The sequence below is a fragment of the Arthrobacter sp. M4 genome (genome assembly GCF_020251205.1).
GTDB lineage: Bacteria > Actinomycetota > Actinomycetes > Actinomycetales > Micrococcaceae > Arthrobacter.
Window position 1 is genome coordinate 132,972 of record NZ_JAIWYX010000004.1, and the last position, 17,796, is coordinate 150,767.

14 protein-coding genes are annotated in these 17,796 nt (G+C 63.1%); 7 read left to right on the plus strand and 7 right to left on the minus strand.

The genetic code is table 11. The features are described from left to right. Genes efeO through LD110_RS09135 form a run of 3 tightly spaced genes read left to right on the plus strand, consistent with a single transcriptional unit; the run spans window position 1 to window position 3,283 of the window. A complete protein-coding gene (efeO, locus tag LD110_RS09125) occupies window positions 1-1,188 on the plus strand; it encodes an iron uptake system protein EfeO (protein WP_225498488.1) in 1,188 nt (395 codons plus the stop codon). Next, window positions 1,185-2,552, plus strand: a complete 1,368-nt coding sequence (gene efeB, locus LD110_RS09130; RefSeq protein ID WP_225498489.1) for an iron uptake transporter deferrochelatase/peroxidase subunit — start codon at window positions 1,185-1,187, stop codon at window positions 2,550-2,552. The genes efeO and efeB overlap by 4 nt, the downstream gene beginning before the upstream one ends. Beyond that, on the plus strand, window positions 2,549-3,283 hold the full coding sequence (locus LD110_RS09135; protein ID WP_225498490.1) for a hypothetical protein: 735 nt from the start codon (window positions 2,549-2,551) through the stop codon (window positions 3,281-3,283). The genes efeB and LD110_RS09135 overlap by 4 nt, the downstream gene beginning before the upstream one ends. 128 nt (window positions 3,284-3,411) lie before the next feature. Here LD110_RS09135 and htpX read toward each other — a convergent pair whose 3' ends face one another. Then, a complete protein-coding gene (gene htpX / locus LD110_RS09140) occupies window positions 3,412-4,272 on the minus strand; it encodes a zinc metalloprotease HtpX (protein WP_225498491.1) in 861 nt (286 codons plus the stop codon). 181 nt (window positions 4,273-4,453) lie between these two features. Here htpX and LD110_RS09145 point away from each other — a divergent pair, with 181 nt between their 5' ends. The 4 genes from LD110_RS09145 (at window position 4,454) to LD110_RS09160 (ending at window position 8,151) form a co-directional block, all read left to right on the plus strand. After that, on the plus strand, window positions 4,454-5,293 hold the full coding sequence (locus LD110_RS09145) for a hypothetical protein (protein WP_225498492.1): 840 nt from the start codon (window positions 4,454-4,456) through the stop codon (window positions 5,291-5,293). Window positions 5,294-5,323: 30 nt separating this feature from the next. After that, entirely contained in the window at window positions 5,324-5,785 is a 462-nt protein-coding gene (locus tag LD110_RS09150; protein WP_225498493.1) for a Fur family transcriptional regulator, read from the plus strand. Window positions 5,786-5,814: 29 nt separating this feature from the next. Continuing rightward, on the plus strand, window positions 5,815-7,311 hold the full coding sequence (locus LD110_RS09155) for a catalase (RefSeq protein ID WP_225498494.1): 1,497 nt from the start codon (window positions 5,815-5,817) through the stop codon (window positions 7,309-7,311). Window positions 7,312-7,515: 204 nt separating this feature from the next. Next, the gene (locus LD110_RS09160; protein ID WP_225498668.1) at window positions 7,516-8,151 is read left to right on the plus strand and encodes a DUF2461 domain-containing protein; all 636 of its coding nucleotides are present in this window, start codon (window positions 7,516-7,518) and stop codon (window positions 8,149-8,151) included. Window positions 8,152-8,262: 111 nt separating this feature from the next. Here the strand turns inward: LD110_RS09160 and LD110_RS09165 are convergent, their stop codons facing one another. From LD110_RS09165 to LD110_RS09190, 6 genes are all read right to left on the minus strand, one after another. Continuing rightward, window positions 8,263-9,789: an amino acid permease gene (locus LD110_RS09165; RefSeq protein WP_225498495.1), complete on the minus strand. Its 1,527-nt coding sequence runs from the start codon at window positions 9,787-9,789 to the stop codon at window positions 8,263-8,265. Between the two features lie 189 nt (window positions 9,790-9,978). Then, a complete protein-coding gene (locus LD110_RS09170; protein WP_225498496.1) occupies window positions 9,979-11,649 on the minus strand; it encodes a sigma-70 family RNA polymerase sigma factor in 1,671 nt (556 codons plus the stop codon). 335 nt (window positions 11,650-11,984) lie between these two features. Further along, on the minus strand, window positions 11,985-12,995 hold the full coding sequence (gene adhP, locus LD110_RS09175; protein WP_225498669.1) for an alcohol dehydrogenase AdhP: 1,011 nt from the start codon (window positions 12,993-12,995) through the stop codon (window positions 11,985-11,987). Between the two features lie 125 nt (window positions 12,996-13,120). Next, window positions 13,121-14,644: an aldehyde dehydrogenase family protein gene (locus LD110_RS09180; RefSeq protein WP_225498497.1), complete on the minus strand. Its 1,524-nt coding sequence runs from the start codon at window positions 14,642-14,644 to the stop codon at window positions 13,121-13,123. A gap of 161 nt (window positions 14,645-14,805) precedes the next feature. Beyond that, window positions 14,806-16,188 carry a GAF domain-containing protein gene (locus tag LD110_RS09185; protein ID WP_225498498.1) on the minus strand — a complete coding sequence of 461 codons (1,383 nt, stop codon included), beginning with the start codon at window positions 16,186-16,188 and terminating at the stop codon, window positions 14,806-14,808. 98 nt (window positions 16,189-16,286) lie between these two features. Continuing rightward, entirely contained in the window at window positions 16,287-17,729 is a 1,443-nt protein-coding gene (locus tag LD110_RS09190; RefSeq protein ID WP_263855070.1) for an FAD-dependent oxidoreductase, read from the minus strand. Window positions 17,730-17,796 lie beyond the last annotated feature (67 nt).

Consider the following 17,796-nt stretch of genomic DNA (forward strand, 5'->3'; position numbering starts at 1 on the left):
ATGCCTGGCTTGACCCTGCCCAAAAACCGACTAACCGGCACCCGCCTCGCCGTCGTGGCGGCCGCCGCTGTCCTGCCGCTGGCGCTGGCGTCGTGCACCGACAACGCAAAAGCCTCCGGCGCTGCTGACGGCCCCATCCAAGTGACCAGCACCAGCTCCGAGTGCAAGCTGTCCGCTTCGAGCGCCGCCAGCGGCAATCTCACCTTCGCGGTGAAGAACGATGGCTCCGAGGTCACCGAATTCTATGTGCTGGCCGAAGACGGGCTGCGTATCGTCGCGGAAGTGGAGAACATCGGCCCCGGCATCACCCGCAACCTGGTTCTCACGGCTCCGGCGGGCAAATACGTCACCGCTTGCAAGCCCGGCATGAAGGGCGATGGCATCCGGGCCGACTTCACGGTCAAGGACTCCGGCAACAAGCCCACGGTGGACGCAGACGCCAAGAAGCTGGTTGACGACGGCGTCAGCCAGTATGTCTCTTACGTCAAGGACCAGACCGAGCAGCTGGTGTCCGGCACCAAGGAATTCGCCGACGCCTTCGCCGCCGGAGACACCGCAAAGGCCAAGAGCCTGTACGCCTCCACCCGTATGCACTGGGAGCGCATCGAACCCGTCGCCGAGTCCTTCGGCGACCTCGACCCCAAGCTGGACGCCCGCGAGGCTGACCTGGAGCCCGGCCAGGAATGGACTGGATGGCACCGCGCGGAAAAGGACCTTTTCCCGCCCATGGATTACAAGCCGCTGACCGCTGACGAGCGTGCGGCCCTTGCCAAGCAGCTCGTGGCAGACACCGAGGAGCTGGGTAACCGTACACGGGCCGTGGAACTCAGCGCCGACAAGCTGGGCAATGGTGCCAAGGAACTGCTGGACGAGGTGGCCCGCGGCAAGGTCACTGGCGAAGAAGAGGTCTGGTCCCACACAGACCTTTGGGACTTCCAGGCCAACGTGGACGGCGCCCGCATTGCGTTCGAGAACCTCAAGCCTGCCCTGCAGCAGAAGAACGCCGCCCTGGCCTCCGAGCTGGACGCCAAGTTCTCCGCACTCCAGGCAGAGCTGAAGAAGTACGCCAAGGGAGACGGCTTCGTGTACTACAACGAGCTGAGCAAGGACCAGGTGCAGCAGCTCAGCGCCCTGGTGGACGCCCTCGGCGAGCCGCTGTCCAAGCTCACCGCGGCTGTAGTCCTGTGAGCGGCTGCCCTTTTGGCGGCGGCGAACAGCCGCCCACCAACCACACTGCCAACACTCCCGGCGCTCCCTCGATGCAGGCCGACGTCGACCGTCCCCGACTCTCACGGCGCGGCCTGCTGGGCCTTGCCGGTGTGGGCGGTGCCGGGGCTGTGGCGGGCATCGCCGCGGGCCTACTGGGGCATGATGCCATAGCCGCCGCAGCCGTTCCGCCGGCCGCCACCAATACTGTGGTGCCGTTCTTCGGCGAACGGCAGGCCGGTATCACCACACCGGCCCAGGATCGCCTGCACATGGCCGCCTTCGACGTCACCACGGAGGATCGCGCCGCCCTGGTCAAGCTCCTGAAGGACTGGACGGCAGCCGCCGAAGCGATGACGGCTGGCCGGACCACAGGCGCCACCGGCGCCGTCAATGGTTCCTATGACGCTCCGCCGGAAGACACCGGTGAGGCATTGGACCTCGACGCCGGCAAGCTCACCTTGACCTTCGGCTTTGGGCCAACGCTTTTCGAAAAGGACGGCAAGGCCCGATTTGGCTTGGAGGGTAGGCGCCCCGAAGCGCTGATCGACCTGCCGCACTTTCCCGGCGACGCCTTGGAACCGGCAAGGACCGGCGGAGACATTGTGGTGCAGGCCTGCGCGGATGACCCGCAGGTGGCAGTACACGCCATCCGCAACCTGGCACGCATCGCCTTCGGCAGGGCAAAAGTCCGCTGGTCGCAGCTTGGCTTCGGCCGTACGTCGTCCACCTCCCGGGCCCAGGCGACACCGCGGAACCTGTTCGGTTTCAAGGACGGCACCAACAACCTGAAGGCGGAAGACACCGAACTGCTCAAGGAACATGTGTGGGCCGGTGCCGGGTCCCGTCCCGGCGAGGCTTGGATGGAGGGCGGCAGCTACCTGGTGGCACGCCGGATCCGGATGCACATCGAGATCTGGGACCGTACTTCGCTGCGCGAACAGGAAGGGCTGATCGGCCGAACCAAGGGCGAGGGTGCACCCCTGTCCGGCGGCAAGGAGTTCACGGCTCCTGACTTCAACATCAACGGCAAGAACGACGAGCCCCTCATCCCCATGGACGCCCACGTTCGTCTGGCCCACGCGGACCAGAACGATGGGGTCCGCATGCTTCGACGCGGCTACAACTACACGGATGGTTCGGATGGTCTGGGCCACCTCGACGCCGGCTTGTTCTTTATTGCCTTCGTCAAGGATCCACGGACCCACTACGTGCCCATGCAGATGACCATGGCCAAGGAGGATGTCCTTGCCCTGGAGTACCTGAAGCACACGGGTTCCGGACTCTTCGCTGTGCCGCCTGGCATCAAGCAGGGCGGCTTCATCGGAGAAGGACTCTTCGCATGAACCGCGCCGTCGTCGATTCCGGCGGCGGCACGGGCTACGGGCTGACAAGTCCCAATACGGCAATGACGGCCCCGGGAACTCCGGGGCTGTCTGCCGTCATGCCCGCCGAAGACCCGTCCGGGCCCGCTGGCAGCGACATTACCCATCCAAGGACGAGCTCGGCTGAGCTCCGCCAGATAACCGTCGAGGCGAGCCGCCGGAAGTACTTTGTCCTCGGTGCCCTATGCGTCATCGGCTGGGCCGGATCCGTGGCGTTCGCCGCGTTTATTGACTGCGGAGCGGACATGCACCGAGTTGGACTGGCGTGCCACATCCTGGCATTGGTTCTCTCCTTTGGCGCCATCCTGGTGGTGGACTGGGTTGGTTTCCTGTGGCTCCTCGGAAAGCGGGACATCCACGACACCCGCCGCCTCGAAGCTGCGGCCCAGCCGCTAATCTGGGGCGGGCTGGCAGTGCTGCTGGTGTCAGGGGCCTTGATCAAGCCGGATATCACCAACCCAATGACCCAGATCAAGCTGCTCTGCGTCCTGGTGCTGATGCTGAACGGCATCGCGCTGGCACCGGCAATGAAACAGTTGCACGCCCTTCCGGCGGGCACGCACTTTACGGCGGTTGCCAAGCGCCTACGACTCCGGCTCCTCGTTGCGCTTTGCATCTCGCAGGGCTGCTGGTGGACGAGCGTGCTGGTCGGCCTGCTCAACAGCACCTTGCGTCGTTGGGCCGGCGACTAGCCGGGCCGCAGTCCCCAAGGCGGCCACGCGGCGTCGAACCTCAACCAGGGCGGCTCCACATAGAGCGTCCCTGCCGCGAAATGTACGCGAGCAGGGACGCCGTTTGGATGGCCTCCCGACCGGAACCCTCAGAGTCCGGCCATTCGCTCCAACCGGGTGATTCGATCCCGCATCGGCGGGTGGGTTGCGAAGAGCTTGGTGATCGCGCCACCGCGGAAGGGGTTCGCGATCATCAGGTGCGAGGCGTTAACCAGCCTCTGGTCCTGCGGAAGCGGAACCTGCTGCACGCCGGACTCGATCTTACGGAGTGCCGATGCCAGCGCGAGCGGGTCGCCGGTCAGCGCGGCACCATCCTCGTCGGCGTCGTACTCCCTGGTCCGGGAGATAGCCATCTGGATCAGCGATGCGGCAAATGGCGCCAAAAGTGCCATGGCGATCATGGCCAAGGGATTGGCGTTCCGACGGTCGCCGCCACCGAAGAAGAGGAGCATCTGGCCCACCGAGGTGATGACGCCCGCGACGGCAGCCGCTACCGATGACGTCAGGATGTCGCGGTTGTAGACATGCATGAGTTCGTGGCCCAGCACGCCTCGCAGCTCCCGAGCGTCCAACATGTGCAGGATTCCCTCGGTGACGCAGACCGCCGCATTCTGCGGGTTGCGACCCGTCGCGAAGGCATTGGGAGTCATGGTGGGCGACACGAAAATACGGGGCATGGGCTGCTGCGCCCGTGTGGACAGTTCGCGGACGATTGCGTACAACTGTGGAGCCTGGGCTTCGGAGACCGGGTAGGCGCCCATTGAACGGATGGCGATCTTGTCACTGTTCCAATAGCCGTACGCAGTGGTGCCAACGCCAATCAGGGCCATGATGAAAATGGGTGCCGAGCTCCGGGTGCCAGCCCCGATGAGAGCTCCAAGGCCCAGAAGCACGGCCCACAGCACGCCGAAAAGGGCCGCGGTTTTCAATCCATTGTGGTGGTTGTGCACGTCAGTACTTTCGCTCAGTGGAATCGATGGCACCAGGATGGGTTCCGTTCCATCCTAGAGACGCTCTGTGACATTAACGTGCCGCCATGGTGGCCGGTTCCGCGCTGTAAAGCCCGACGCTGCCTCCCCAAGGCCGGACGGTCCTTGGTAGGCTCGGCAACGTCGCGGAAAGGGGGATCCCATGGACACACCGCGCCGATCGCTCTACCGCTCATCGTTGTGGGAAATCGCCCGCCCCCGCGTGCCGCTGACAGTGGGGCACCTCCTCATTCGGCTGACCGACCCATCCGAGGCCTTCACCCTTGGTTCAGCCACCGACTGGCTGCGTTGCTACCGTGCTGCCGCCAGTGCGCTGCGCACCGTCGCTGGGGCCGAGCACATTGGCTTGATGTTCGCCGTCGGCTGGCACCCCCTAGGTGACGCCGTCGGCGAACCCGTCGCGGAATCCTCCACGCCGACCTTCCACCTGTTCGGCCGCTGGCCGGGAGAACGTACGACGCCGGCCGCACAGCTGCTGCTTCCGGCCCGCCGTCGGCGCGCCGCACCCCAGGATGACGTGGACGACGTCGACGCCGGACTGCGGGCGGCGCTGCCGGCCGCTGCGGTTCGTCCAAGCGATTTGGCGAATGAGGTCGGCCCGCTCGGCTCGCCCGGCGAAGCCGGAGTTGAGGGTCCGGGGTGGCAGGTGGAAGGCTCACCCGCGCACCGCATGCTGGTTCCTCGGCTACCCATCAATTCCATAGACGAGGCGGCACCTCAGGACTTGCTTTCGGCTGCACGCGTCCTGCAGTCAGGCCAAGCATCGGGCCCCCTACAGCACGCAGGTTTGAGTTGCGTGGTTGCTTACTCCGAGGCGACTACCTCAGCGGAAGGGCCTTCGGCACCGTCCCCCGGCGGGGCGGCCGCCGTCGCGAACCCCAGGACGGTGGTAATACACGTGCTCAAGCGGACCCGCGCGGAGGCATCAAATCCGCTGGAAGAGCTGCTTGGATCGGCAGAAGTTAGGCAAACCTTATTGTGAATTGCTCATAATAAGTGCTTCAATGGATTCATGACGGAGCACTTGGGACACCAGGAGGCGTGGGCTTCTGCCTTGCGCGCCCACGGACGCCGGGTGACCAAACAGCGCTTGGCAGTGCTGTCCGCCGTTCATAACCACCCTCATTCGCCGGCCGAGGGAATTCTGGCTGCGGCCAGGGCTGAGCTCCCGGAACTGACGGCGCAGTCGGTTTACGTGGTTCTCAGCGACCTTACGGACCTGCAAATGTTGCGACGGTTTGAACCTCCGCACTCCCCCGCCCTCTACGAGACTCGTGTAGGTGACAACCACCACCACGCAGTGTGCGTGAGTTGCGGGCGCGTGGAGGACGTGGATTGTGCGGTGGGACACGCACCGTGCCTGACACCGCACTGGAATGAACATTCAAAGCCGATGACCATCCAGATTGCAGATGTCCTGTACCAAGGCATTTGCCAAGACTGCCAGGCAAAACAAAAGCTTCCCCGATCGTAGATAAACCCCTACAAGAAATTAGGAGAAAGATGACTGCGGAAATCTCTGCGCCCATTTCGACTACACAGTCGGGCGCGCCGGTGACCTCGGATGCACATTCGAAGTCCGTTGGTGCTGATGGTGCGATTATCCTGACCGACCACTATTTGGTGGAGAAGCTGGCCCAGTTCAACCGTGAGCGGGTTCCGGAGCGCGTGGTTCACGCCAAGGGCGGCGGCGCGTTCGGTACGTTCAAGACCAGCTCGGACGTCTCCAAGTACACGAAGGCTGCGCTGTTCCAGCCCGGTGTCGAAACGGACATGCTGATCCGTTTCTCCTCCGTCGCCGGCGAGAACGGTTCCCCGGACACTTGGCGCGACCCCCGTGGTTTCGCCGTGAAGTTCTACACTTCCGAGGGCAACTACGACCTGGTGGGCAACAACACTCCGGTGTTTTTCATCCGCGACGGCATCAAGTTCCCGGACTTCATCCACTCCCAGAAGCGACTCCCCGGCACCCACCTGCGCGACGCCGACATGCAGTGGGACTTCTGGACCCTCTCCCCGGAGTCCGCACACCAGGTCACCTGGCTGATGGGCGACCGTGGCCTCCCGGCCTCCTGGCGTGAAATGCAGGGCTACGGCTCGCACACCTACCAGTGGATCAACGCCGAAGGCGAGCGTTTCTGGGTCAAGTACCACTTCAAGTCCAACCAGGGCGTCAAGTCCATTTCCGGCGACGAGGCCGCCGAACTGGCTGGCTCGGACGCGGACTTCTACATCCGCGACCTGTACGAAAACATCGAAGCCGGCAACTTCCCATCCTGGGAACTGCACGTCCAGGTCATGCCTTACGAGGACGCCAAGACGTACCGCTTCAACCCGTTCGACCTCACCAAGGTCTGGCCGCACGCGGACTACCCGCTGATCCACGTTGGCACCATGGAGCTGAACAAGAACCCGGAAAACTACTTCGCGCAGATCGAGCAGGCCACCTTCGCGCCGTCGAACTTCGTGCCGGGCATCGCTGCCTCCCCGGACAAGATGCTGCAGGCCCGCATCTTCTCCTACGCCGACGCGCACCGCTACCGCGTGGGCACCAACCACGCCCAGATCCCGGTGAACCAGCCCAAGAACCAGGTCAACAACTACAGCCAGGACGGCGCTGGACGCTACCTCTTCAACGCCCCTTCGGTTCCGGTGTACGCACCCAACTCCGTGGGCGGCCCGGCTGCTGTTGAGCCCGCGGTTGCCGGCGGCGGCTGGGAGAACGACGGCGAGCTGACGCTCGCCGCGCACTCCCTGCACACCGAGGACAGCGACTTCGGCCAGGCCGGCACCCTCTACCGCGAGGTTTACGATGACGCGGCCAAAGCCCGCCTCCTAGAGACCATCACCGGCGCTGTGGGCGGCGTGAAGAGCGCCGACATCAAGGAACGCGCCATCCAGTACTGGGCCAACGTCGACGCCGACCTCGGCGCCAAACTCCGCGCCAACCTCGGTGCCGGACAGGGCGAGTCCGCAGCTGAAGCAGCCAACAAGCTCTAAGGCTTCCCGCTAGCGGCCAGCCGGTGTGTTGCCGGATTCCGGCCTCACGTCCGCGTAAAGCACCCCGTCACTCACCAGAGTGACGGGGTGCTTTTACGTTGAAAGGATGGCTGTAACTTCAACTGATGGGTGTGAGGTCGTCCGTGTCCACATATGCCCCGGAACCTCTGGCCCTTGATCGCGCCCGAAATCTACGATGCCTGCATGGACACATTCTCAGGAATTCCGGGCGCTGCTTTTCAGTTCTATTCCGAGCTGGAGTCGAACAACAATCGTGACTGGTGGCTGGAGCACAAAGACGTTTATGAATCGTCAATCAAAGAGCCGCTAACACTCCTGCTTGCGGAGTTGGAAGACAGGTTCGGCCAGGCGAAGATCTTCCGTCCAAACCGTGACATACGCTTCTCGGCGGACAAATCGCCCTACAAGACTTATCAGGGGGCCATTGCTGGAACCAGGGAAGGAACTGGCTTCTACCTTCACCTCAGCTCCGACGGGCTCTTTATCGGTGGAGGATGCCATACTCAGTCTCCAGAGCAGATCGCCAAATTCCGCCAGGCCGTTGATGCGCCCGCCAGTGGCGAAAGACTGGAAAAAATTGTCAAAGACGTGGCGGACGCAGGTTTTGAGGTTGAAGGCGAGATGCTCAAAACGGTCCCCAAGGGCTACGACAAGGACCACCCCAGGGCGGAACTTCTCAAGCACAAATCCCTCTCCGCCGGAATAGCACTGGGCGAGCCCGACTGGCTAGCCACGCCGGATGCCAAGGAGGAAATCGCCGGTCGTTGGGAGCAGTTGCGCCCCCTCGTTGAGTGGATGAACCAGAACGCCGCTCCCTGATTCCGGCTGTTGAGCCCGCCCCTGGATAGCTGAAACCCCCTAGGCCGGAAGCAGTTCACGGGCTGAGGGGGTTTCAGGAAACCGAAGGGACTAACGTCCGTGGAAGGAGCTTCAGACCTTCGAGAAGTCTGATTCTTCGGCCGTATCCACAGAAGCTTTGGCCTCCGCGAACTTCTCGTTGAGACGCGAGTGCCGCTGACCGTACGCGAAGTAGATGGCGAAGCCAATGACTAGCCAGATGGCGAAGTAGATCCACGTCTCGACAGCCAAGTTGGTCATGAGGTAGAGGCAGAGTACCGCAGACACGATTGGCAGCACCTTCCCAAACGGAACCCTGAAGGCTGGCTTCAGGTCCGGACGCTTGCGGCGCAGGACCAGGATGCCCAGGCTCACTACAACAAAAGCGGAAAGTGTTCCGATGTTGATCATTTCCTCAAGAACGTCCACTTTGGTGAGGCCTGCAACCATGGCTACGGCGGCGCCGCAGATGATCTGAAGGCGTGCGGGCGTGGAACGCTTGGCGCTGGTTTTGGACAGGACCCGGGGCAACAGTCCATCGCGGCTCATCGCCAGCACCACCCGGGCCAGGCCCATGAGTAGAACCATGATCACGGTGGTGAGGCCCACAAGCGATCCGAACGCAATGACCTTGGCCGCGTCGGTGTTGCCCACGGCCTCGAAAGCCGTGGTCAGGGTGGGGCTCTCGGCTTGAGCCAACTGGGTGTAGGACACCATCCCGGTCAGGGCCAGGGAAACCAGGATGTAGAGGAGGGTCACCACTGCCAGACCACCGAAGATGCCGCGGGGCAGCGTTTTCTGTGGGTTCTTGACCTCTTCGGCAGACGTGGCCACCACGTCGAAACCGATGAACGCAAAGAACACCAAGGCCGCGCCGGCAAAGATACCCAGCGTTCCGTAATGGCCAGGAACAGCGCCCGTGAGGTAGCCGAAGAACGACTGCTTCATGATGTCGCTGGTGCCGGCGTTCTGGGTGGGAACGGATTCGGGCACAAACGGCGTGTAATTGGAGAACTTGACATAGGTGAAGCCCACCACGATCACGAACAGCACCACACCGATCTTGACCAGGGTGAAGATGTTGCCGACACGGGCAGAGAGCTTGGTGCCGAGTACGAGCAGCACGGTGAACACTGCCACGATCAGGAAGGCGCCCCAGTAAAGGTCGATGCCGCCAACGCCTATTGCCGGCGGGAGTTCGACGCCCATAAGGCCGAATACCTTACTGAGGTAGATGCCCCAATATTTGGCAATCACGGCGGCCGCGGTAAAGAGTTCCAGGACGAGGTTCCAGCCGATGATCCAGGCCAGAATCTCGCCCATGGTCGCGTACGTGAAAACATAGGCCGATCCGGCCACCGGGATGGCGGTAGCGAATTCGGCGTAGCACATGATTGCCAGCGCGCATGTGACGGCGGCAACCGCAAAGGACAGGGTGACGGCGGGGCCTGCGAAGTTAGCCGCGGCTTTGGCGCCCACCGAGAAGATACCGGCGCCGACAGCAACGGCGACGCCCATGATCATCAGGTCCCAGGTGCTTAGGGAGCGCTTGAGCTTGCGTCCGGGTTCATCGGCGTCTGCGATTGACTGCTCGATTGATTTAGTCCGGAAAAGGTTCATAAGAGGTCCACAATCTTGAGGGGTGTTAGAAACGGACCTATCAAGAGTAGTGTCCAATCCTTGGACCGCCATATTTGTCCCACATATTGAGATTCGGCATTTGGCCTCGGGAGCATCTGCGAAAGGTGGGACATATGCCTTTTCCAGGATTTTGCTGTCCGGCGGGCCTAGTATGCCGAATTCGCTTCGTCAACTGCTACGACAGGCGAGGCTCACGGTGGCAGTGCACCCCTTTGCCACGTTCGCTTTGACCTGTACTCCAGGCTTGCCTGACCCTTCCTTCCCAGCCTTGGGGTTGGATGGCTCACGCGGTGTACTGGTTCCCTCTTTCCCTCCCCTGGGTTTGGCAGGTTCGCCCGGCTTGCTGGCTTCCTCCTTTGCCGCCTTCTGATTAGCTGGCTCCCCCGGATTGTCCGCCCGCTCCTTTGCCGAGCCCGGCGCGCTGCTTTCCTGCTTGGCCGAACGCTGCGTGTTGGCTTCCCCCTTGCCCGCGCCCGGCCTGTCTGCATCCTCGTCGCCGGTTCCCGGGCTGGCCTCCGTTTCCTGACGGCCACTCCGCGTTGAGCCGCGAAGCGGACCCGTGGTGCCGTTCGCCACCGCGCCGCTGGGCACAGTTCCATCGGTCTCGGCGCCGAAAGAAGCGGCCTGGTCCGGACCGGCACCACCCCTCGGCGTCGAGCCCGGAGCAGGCTCATGCCTGTTTTCCACGGGAGCGCCATAAACGGACTCACGTTTCCAGTCCGGCCGCGTTCCCTCACCTGATGGCGCCGACGTCGGATCCGAGGTCTTTGTCCCCATTGCTGGTGGTGTTTCCGCCGGCGAAGGCGACACAGGCACAGCGCTGGATTGGACGTGGGGAAGGATCGACGCAAGGGTGCTTATGATTTCTGTTGCTCCAGCCCCATGCGCAGCTGCCACCACGGCCACGGCACTCAAAAAGACACTAACCGCCGTTCGAATTCCACGCTTCCACGACCCCAGACCCTGGATTAGGCTGCTCAATGCCGCGAACCAACCACTGGCCTGCATGGCGGCAACTGCACCTCCGCCTGTGTTGAGCCCTCCGGTGGTCAACCCAGTGGCCAGCGCGGCCGCGGCTGCAGCAATAAGTGCGACGGCGGCGGTCCTCATACCGGAACCGATGTCCAGCAATTGCGCGTAGATGGCAGTGCATTTGCTGCATTCCGCCAGGTGTGCCTCCAGCTTGGTCCGTGCACGTACACCAAGTCCACCACGAGCATAGGCGCCCAGCATCCCAATGAAGCCTGCACAGCCTGAGCCGTCCCTGACAGTCGAGATGTGCTGCTGAAGATAGGCCTGGCGGAGGCCTTCGCGGGCCCGGACAGCCAGGGCTGACACTGCATTGGCGCTGAGGCCGAGCATCGGAGCGATGGCTGAAGGCTTCATCCGGTCGATTTCGGTGTACCAGAGGACTGCCTGCCACCGTTCAGGAAGGGATTTGAACGCCTGGCTGACCGCCTTGGACTCAAAGGCGGCAAGGACTGGATCGTCCTCGGCCGCGAGGGGCTCTTGCACGTCGCGGCCGAGGCTTTGGCTTAAGTGGCTGGCTTTGAGCCGACCGGCCAGGCGGACGATGGTAGCGAAGAGATAGGCACGAAAGAACACATCCGGTCCCGATCCGGACCGCAGCACCGACAGGACATTGGCGAACGCCTCCGCGGCCAGGTCCTCGGCATCGGAAGCATTATTGGCATAACGGCGCGCGAAACCCACCGCGGCAGATCGGTGGCGGCGAAACAGGCCGCCGTACGCCGCGGTGTCACCGGTTCGTACCCTCGCGATCAACTGTGCGTCGCTGGAATCCGGCCACTCCTCAGCAGGCACAGCATCGCTGGGCATCTTTGGAACTCTCCCCCCAGAAGAGACAATGTCCAGTACATCCTAGGCCTGCGAATGCAGGCGACGCATCCATGCGGGTATCGACAGCGACATCCCCCGCAACGTGGGTTCCGGGGCACAGCACAGGAGGCCCCTGCTTTCGCAGGAGCCTCCCGCTGCCGGTCAGGTATTCCAACCATCGGCTGCAACCCAGGGACCGGGCAACCTCAGACCTGGAACCCTCCACCCTCCCAGCGTGGTGGGGGTCGGCGTTACTGTCCCCCCATTGATTGAGAGCGTGTGGAGGCGTTTTTATGACGCCACTTTGGCCACCATCTCAGAGCCGAACGTAGCTCTCAGAACCTCAGCACCACGCGGCCATCGATTTTCGCGTGCTTCATTTCATCGAAGACCTCGTTGACCTCCGACAATTCACGAGTGGAGACTGTCGGGTGGATCTTTCCCTGTGCATAGAAGTCGAGGGCTTCTTCCAAATCCTGCCGTGTGCCAACAATCGAGCCCCGGACGGTGAGGCCCTTGAGCACGATGTCGAAGATTGGCGCGGGAAAGTCTCCCGGCGGCAGTCCGTTGAACACGATGGTTCCGCCGCGGCGTGCCATGCCAATGGCCTGCCCAAAGGCTGAAGGATGCACCGCCGTCACCAACACGCCATGGGATCCGCCGGTTTTTCTTTGGATGACATCCGCGGGGTCTTCGTGCAGCGCGTTGACCGTGAGTTCAGCACCGTGCTGGCGGGCAAGTGCGAGTTTATCGTCGGCGATGTCCACAGCGGCCACCCGCATGCCCATCGCCACGGCATATTGGACGGCGATGTGCCCCAGGCCCCCGATGCCGGAAATCGTGACCCATTGGCCAGGCTTCGCCTCCGTCATTTTGAGGCCTTTGTAGACGGTAACCCCCGCGCAAAGAACGGGAGCAACTTCCACTGGATCCGAACCCGCCGGGATACGGGCGGCGAACCGCGTGTTCACCAGCATGTACTCGCCAAACGAGCCGTCCACGGTATAGCCGCCGTTTTTCTGGGCCTCGCACAGGGTTTCCCAGCCGGTGCGGCAATACTGGCATTCACCGCATGCAGACCATAGCCAGGCGTTGCCCACCAGGTCGCCGACGGCCAGGTCCGTGACGCCGTCGCCGATTTCCACAACTTCCCCCACGCCTTCGTGTCCCGGAACGAAAGGCGGGGCCGGCTTGACCGGCCAGTCGCCTTCGGCGGCATGGAGATCTGTGTGGCAGACTCCTGAGCTAATGAGCCGGACGAGTGCCTCACCCGGCCCCGGCGTAGGCCGTTCAACTTCCTTAATCTGCAATTCCTGTCCAAATTCCGTTACTACTGCTGCTTGCATCGTCGACATTGACGTTCTCCTTTGAGGGACTTTCAAAAGACTTTCCTGCGATCCGGCCTTGCGATTTCGTGTACAGATCGGTCCCCTGAAAACGCTTCTGAGGGGCGTGATCTGTACACAAATCTTTAGAAGAAGCCGAGTTTGTTTTCCGAGTAGCTGACCAGGAGGTTCTTGGTCTGCTGGTAGTGGTCCAGCATCATGGCGTGGTTTTCGCGTCCGATGCCTGAGGACTTGTAGCCGCCGAAAGCGGCGCCAGCCGGATAGGCGTGGTAGTTGTTGACCCAAACGCGGCCAGCCTGGATCTCCCGGCCGGCCCGGTAGGCGACGTTTCTGTTGCGGGACCAGACTCCGGCACCCAGGCCGTAGAGCGTGTCGTTGGCGATGCCGATGGCGTCGTCGTAGTCGCTGAAGCGAGTGACAGAGACCACCGGGCCGAAGATCTCTTCCTGGAAGATGCGCATCCGGTTGTGGCCTTCGAAAATGGTCGGCTGGACGTAGTAGCCGCCCGCCAGGTCGCCAGGCAGCTCAGCGCGGGACCCGCCCGTGAGGGCCTTGGCACCTTCCTGCTTTCCGATGTCGATGTAGGAGAGGATCTTCTCGAGCTGGTCGTTGGAGGCCTGCGCGCCCACCTGCGTTTGGGTGTCCAGCGGGTTCCCCTGGATGATTTTCTGCGTGCGGGCCAGGGCATCGGCCATGAACGAGTCGTAGATGCTGTCCTGGACCAGCGCCCGCGAGGGGCACGTACAAACTTCGCCTTGGTTGAAGGCAAACAACGTAAAGCCTTCCAGTGCCTTGTCATAGAACGCGTCGTTCCTCTCGGCGACGTCGGAGAAGAAGATGTTCGGGCTCTTGCCACCGAGTTCCAAGGTGACAGGAATGAGGTTGTTGGCCGCATACTGGCTGATCAGCCGACCGGTGGTGGTTTCCCCAGTGAAGGCGATCTTTCGGATACGTGGGCTGGACGCGAGCGGCTTTCCGGCCTCCACACCAAAGCCGTTGACTACATTCACGACGCCTGCCGGCAGCAGGTCCGCAACCAGCTCAAGGAGCACCAGAATCGACGTCGGCGTCTGCTCAGCGGGTTTGAGGACCACGGCGTTCCCCGCCGCCAGTGCCGGAGCCAGCTTCCAGACTGCCATGAGGATCGGGAAGTTCCACGGGATGATCTGGCCAACCACACCGAGCGGCTCGTGGAAATGGTAAGCGGCGGTGTCGTCGTCGAGCTGCGTGAGGCTGCCCTCCTGGGCGCGAACAGCGGAGGCGAAGTAGCGGAAGTGGTCCACGGCCAAGGGGATGTCAGCGTTCAGGGTCTCGCGGATGGGCTTGCCGTTGTCCCAGGTTTCCGCGACAGCCAGCAGCTCAATATTCTCCTCCATCCGGTCCGCGATCCGGTTCAAAATGGCGGCGCGTTCTGCGGCGGAGGTCCGGCCCCACGAAGGAGCGGCTTTATGGGCCGCGTCCAGGGCGAGTTCAACGTCCTCTGCTGTGCCACGAGCCACCTCGCAGAAGGCCTTGCCCGTGACGGGCGTGACGTTTTCAAAGTATTGCCCCTTGACTGGGGCCACCCATTCGCCGCCGATCCAGTTCTCGTAGCGGTCCTTGAACGTGACCTTCGAGCCGTCGGTTCCCGGCTGTGCGTAGACAGTCATTGCTAGCTCCTTTGCTGTGCTCTATGCCTGCTGCGGCTTGCGCCTGTCGCTGCGTTGCACTTGTGAGCCTAGGAGCGTGGACGTTGCAACCAGGTTGCAACTGTGTGAGGCAGATCACCCTATGCGGGCGCGGGGTTGAAATACGACGGCGTCAGGCCCGCTCAGGCTGACAGTTCCGCTTCCAGCCGCTCGAGTTCGGCGACGACGGCGGCCCTCTTGGGTGAGCGCGGCGGCAGGAGGCGGAGTGCGGCGAGCCGCACATCGACGTCGTCCCTTGCTTCAGGTAGGGCGGCGTACTTGAGCAGGGACTCGGCGCTGCCGTCCGTCAGGACGGCCTCCCGCAGCAGCTGCGAGACCCGCTCGCGGAGTTCGACGATGCCAGGAGCCTCGGACCTTGGCAGCACCGCGCCCTTGTAGATCTCCAGCGCGATCCGGTGGGCGCCGCGCTGGAGGCAGTTCAGGACGTTGAGTGCGTCGGGCAGGAGGTCGACCGGCAGGCGGTAAGGGCGCGACTCAGGAATGGCGGCAGGATCGAGCTCGGCCAAGACCTTCCGCAGCCGCACCATCTCCGCGCGCAACGTTACTGCCGATCCTTCTCCCGGATACAGCAGCGTACACAGTTCCTCTGCGCTGAGGCCGTCGCGTCGGGTGCTCAGCAAGGCGAGGATCTCGCTGTGCCGGGCGGAGAGGGGAACGGTTTTGCGACCCAGGCTCAGCAAGGCCTGGTCCCGTCCGAGTATTTGCAGGCTGTTGCGGTAGAGGCTGGGGCCGTTGCCCGCGGCGCGCGATGCCGCAGAGCTGCCGGTCCGGCGTCGGGCGCCTTCATGGTGGCTGGCGGCAAGCTGCAGCCGCTCAATGCGCAACTGCGCCTGGGCGGCCGCGACGGTCGCCTCCACGAGTGAGAGGGTATGGGGAGCGACGGCGGTCTCCGTGCCCGTGATATCGACGACGCCGAGGAGCGCGCCTGAGTCGGGGTCGTGGAAGGGAACTGCGGTGCAGCTCCAGGGATGGACCGAGCGTTTGTAATGCTCGGCGCCCGAGATCTGGATCCCGCGGCCCAGGGCGAGCGCAGTGCCGGGGGCGCTGGTGCCGACCCCGGCCTCAGACCAGTCGGTGCCGGCAACGAACATCATGCCTTCGGCCCGGCGTTGCATAGTGGGGTCACCCTCCACCCACAGGAGCCTGCCGAGTTCATCGCCGACCGCTACCAACAGCCCGCTGTCGTGGCTGGGCTGGACCAGAAGCTTTTGAATGACTGGCATTACGGTGGCGAGTGGGTGGGTCCGCCGGTAATCCTCGAGTTCCTCGCGGTCCATGACCAGCGGCGCCTCGGGCTGGTCCGGATTTGATTTGAGCTGCAAGGAACGCTGCCAGGATTCGTAGATCACGCCGCGGAGGCCGGCGCTGGTAAGTCCAGCGGTAGCTTCCATTCCAGCGAGTGCTGCCGAACCGGCGTCGAGGGCCTTATGGCCGGCGACGGCACGGCGCTGCAGCAGCCGTGCGGCGTCATCGCCGGGGGCTGCGGCGTTGAACGGATTCCTCATAGGGACTCCCGGGTGGCGCGCGCGTGTCCTGCTCAAGGTGGGTATGTGCGAACAAGCATAGCCCCGCCCTGCTGCAACTACTACGTGGACGGCCAGGGTTAGGCGCGGGAGATGTCGATCATTTCCTCGCGGGGAACCACCTTGACCCGCTCACGGACGATGCCGGAATCCGTGTGTTCCCTGGTCCAGGCAGCTCCGAGTTCGGCCTCGTGGGCGTCCAGCTTGTTCCAGCCTTCCCACGTGGTGTACTTGATTCCGCGCTCCTCCAGCAGGTCGATGATCGCCTGTGGGTCCGGGTTTTGGGCAGGCGGAAGGCCAAGGCGGTCCTCGAGAAGGAAGCCGACAGTCTCCAGCGCGTCGCCCTTAGTGTGGCCAATCAGGCCGACGGGTCCGCGTTTGATCCACCCTGTGGTGTAGATACCCGGCACCGGGTTGCCGTGCGCGTCCAGGACGCGGCCGCCGTCGTTCGGGATAACGCCGCGGCGGGCGTCATACTCCAACTCATCCAGCGGCGAGCCGTGGTACCCGATGGCTCGATAGACGGCCTGAACCGGGTACTCAAGGTATTCGCCAGTGCCCTTGACGTTTCCGGTGCCGTCCAACTGCATACGTTCGAACTTGATGCCGGTTACGTGTCCTTCACCGGCGGTGCCGTCCGTCAGGATTTCCACGGGGTTGTGCAGGAAATGCAAGTGCAGCCGTCGCGATGAGGGCTGGTCCGACTCGGCAGGTTCCTCCACCAGCCAGTTGGTCAGGGTGTTGACCATGGTCTTGATTTGGTTGTTGCTGCGAATTGCTTCGTCGGAGGCCTCGTCGAACTCGAAGTCCTCCGGATAAAGCACAATGTCCACATCCTTGGAGTGGGACAGTTCGCGCAGTTCCAGCGGGGTGAACTTGATCTGGGCCGGTCCGCGGCGTCCGAACACGTGGACGTCAGTGACGGGCGAACTCTTCAGGCCCTGGTACACATTGTCCGGAATCTCGGTGACCAGGAGTTCATCGGCGTGCTTGGACAGCATACGCGCCACGTCCAGAGCCACATTGCCGTTGCCGATCACGGCGATTTCCTTGGCTTCCAGCGGCCATTCGCGCGGAACGTCCGGGTGCCCGTCGTACCAGGACACAAAATCTGCCCCGCCGAAGGAGCCCTGCAGCTCGATGCCGGGAATGTCCAGGTCCGCATCCTTGATGGCACCCGTGGAGAAGATCACCGCGTCGTAGAAGTGCCGGAAATCGTGCAGCGTCAGGTCCCGGCCATACGTCACATTGCCCAGGAAGCGGATGTCACCGCGGTCCAGGACCTTGTGAAGGGCATTCACGATTCCCTTGATCCGCGGATGGTCCGGAGCCACGCCATATCGAATGAGCCCGTAGGGTGCCGGGTACGCCTCGAAAAGGTCGATGCTGACCTCCAGGTCACCGTCTTTGACCTCACTGGATTTCGTGAGGATATCGGCGGCGTAGACACCCGCGGGGCCGGCGCCAACAATGGCAACACGAAGCGGACGCTGGGAGGTTGATTCAGCTGAGTTGGACACCATGAGCCCTTCTGGAACTGGGATCCGCCCGTCGGGACAGGGCGCGCAGTTTCCAATTCTAGTTCGCACG

What these genes read in the sequence shown, in the direction of transcription:
- LD110_RS09165 (WP_225498495.1), bottom strand. Translation starts at nt 9,789, where the DNA reads ATGAACCTTTTCCGGACTAAATCAATCGAGCAGTCAATCGCAGACGCC.
- LD110_RS09155 (WP_225498494.1), top strand. Translation starts at nt 5,815, where the DNA reads ATGACTGCGGAAATCTCTGCGCCCATTTCGACTACACAGTCGGGCGCG.
- LD110_RS09135 (WP_225498490.1), top strand. Translation starts at nt 2,549, where the DNA reads ATGAACCGCGCCGTCGTCGATTCCGGCGGCGGCACGGGCTACGGGCTG.
- LD110_RS09160 (WP_225498668.1), top strand. Translation starts at nt 7,516, where the DNA reads ATGGACACATTCTCAGGAATTCCGGGCGCTGCTTTTCAGTTCTATTCC.
- LD110_RS09150 (WP_225498493.1), top strand. Translation starts at nt 5,324, where the DNA reads ATGACGGAGCACTTGGGACACCAGGAGGCGTGGGCTTCTGCCTTGCGC.
- adhP (WP_225498669.1), bottom strand. Translation starts at nt 12,995, where the DNA reads ATGCAAGCAGCAGTAGTAACGGAATTTGGACAGGAATTGCAGATTAAG.
- efeO (WP_225498488.1), top strand. Translation starts at nt 1, where the DNA reads ATGCCTGGCTTGACCCTGCCCAAAAACCGACTAACCGGCACCCGCCTC.
- LD110_RS09190 (WP_263855070.1), bottom strand. Translation starts at nt 17,729, where the DNA reads ATGGTGTCCAACTCAGCTGAATCAACCTCCCAGCGTCCGCTTCGTGTT.
- LD110_RS09185 (WP_225498498.1), bottom strand. Translation starts at nt 16,188, where the DNA reads ATGAGGAATCCGTTCAACGCCGCAGCCCCCGGCGATGACGCCGCACGG.
- LD110_RS09145 (WP_225498492.1), top strand. Translation starts at nt 4,454, where the DNA reads ATGGACACACCGCGCCGATCGCTCTACCGCTCATCGTTGTGGGAAATC.
- LD110_RS09180 (WP_225498497.1), bottom strand. Translation starts at nt 14,644, where the DNA reads ATGACTGTCTACGCACAGCCGGGAACCGACGGCTCGAAGGTCACGTTC.
- LD110_RS09170 (WP_225498496.1), bottom strand. Translation starts at nt 11,649, where the DNA reads ATGCCCAGCGATGCTGTGCCTGCTGAGGAGTGGCCGGATTCCAGCGAC.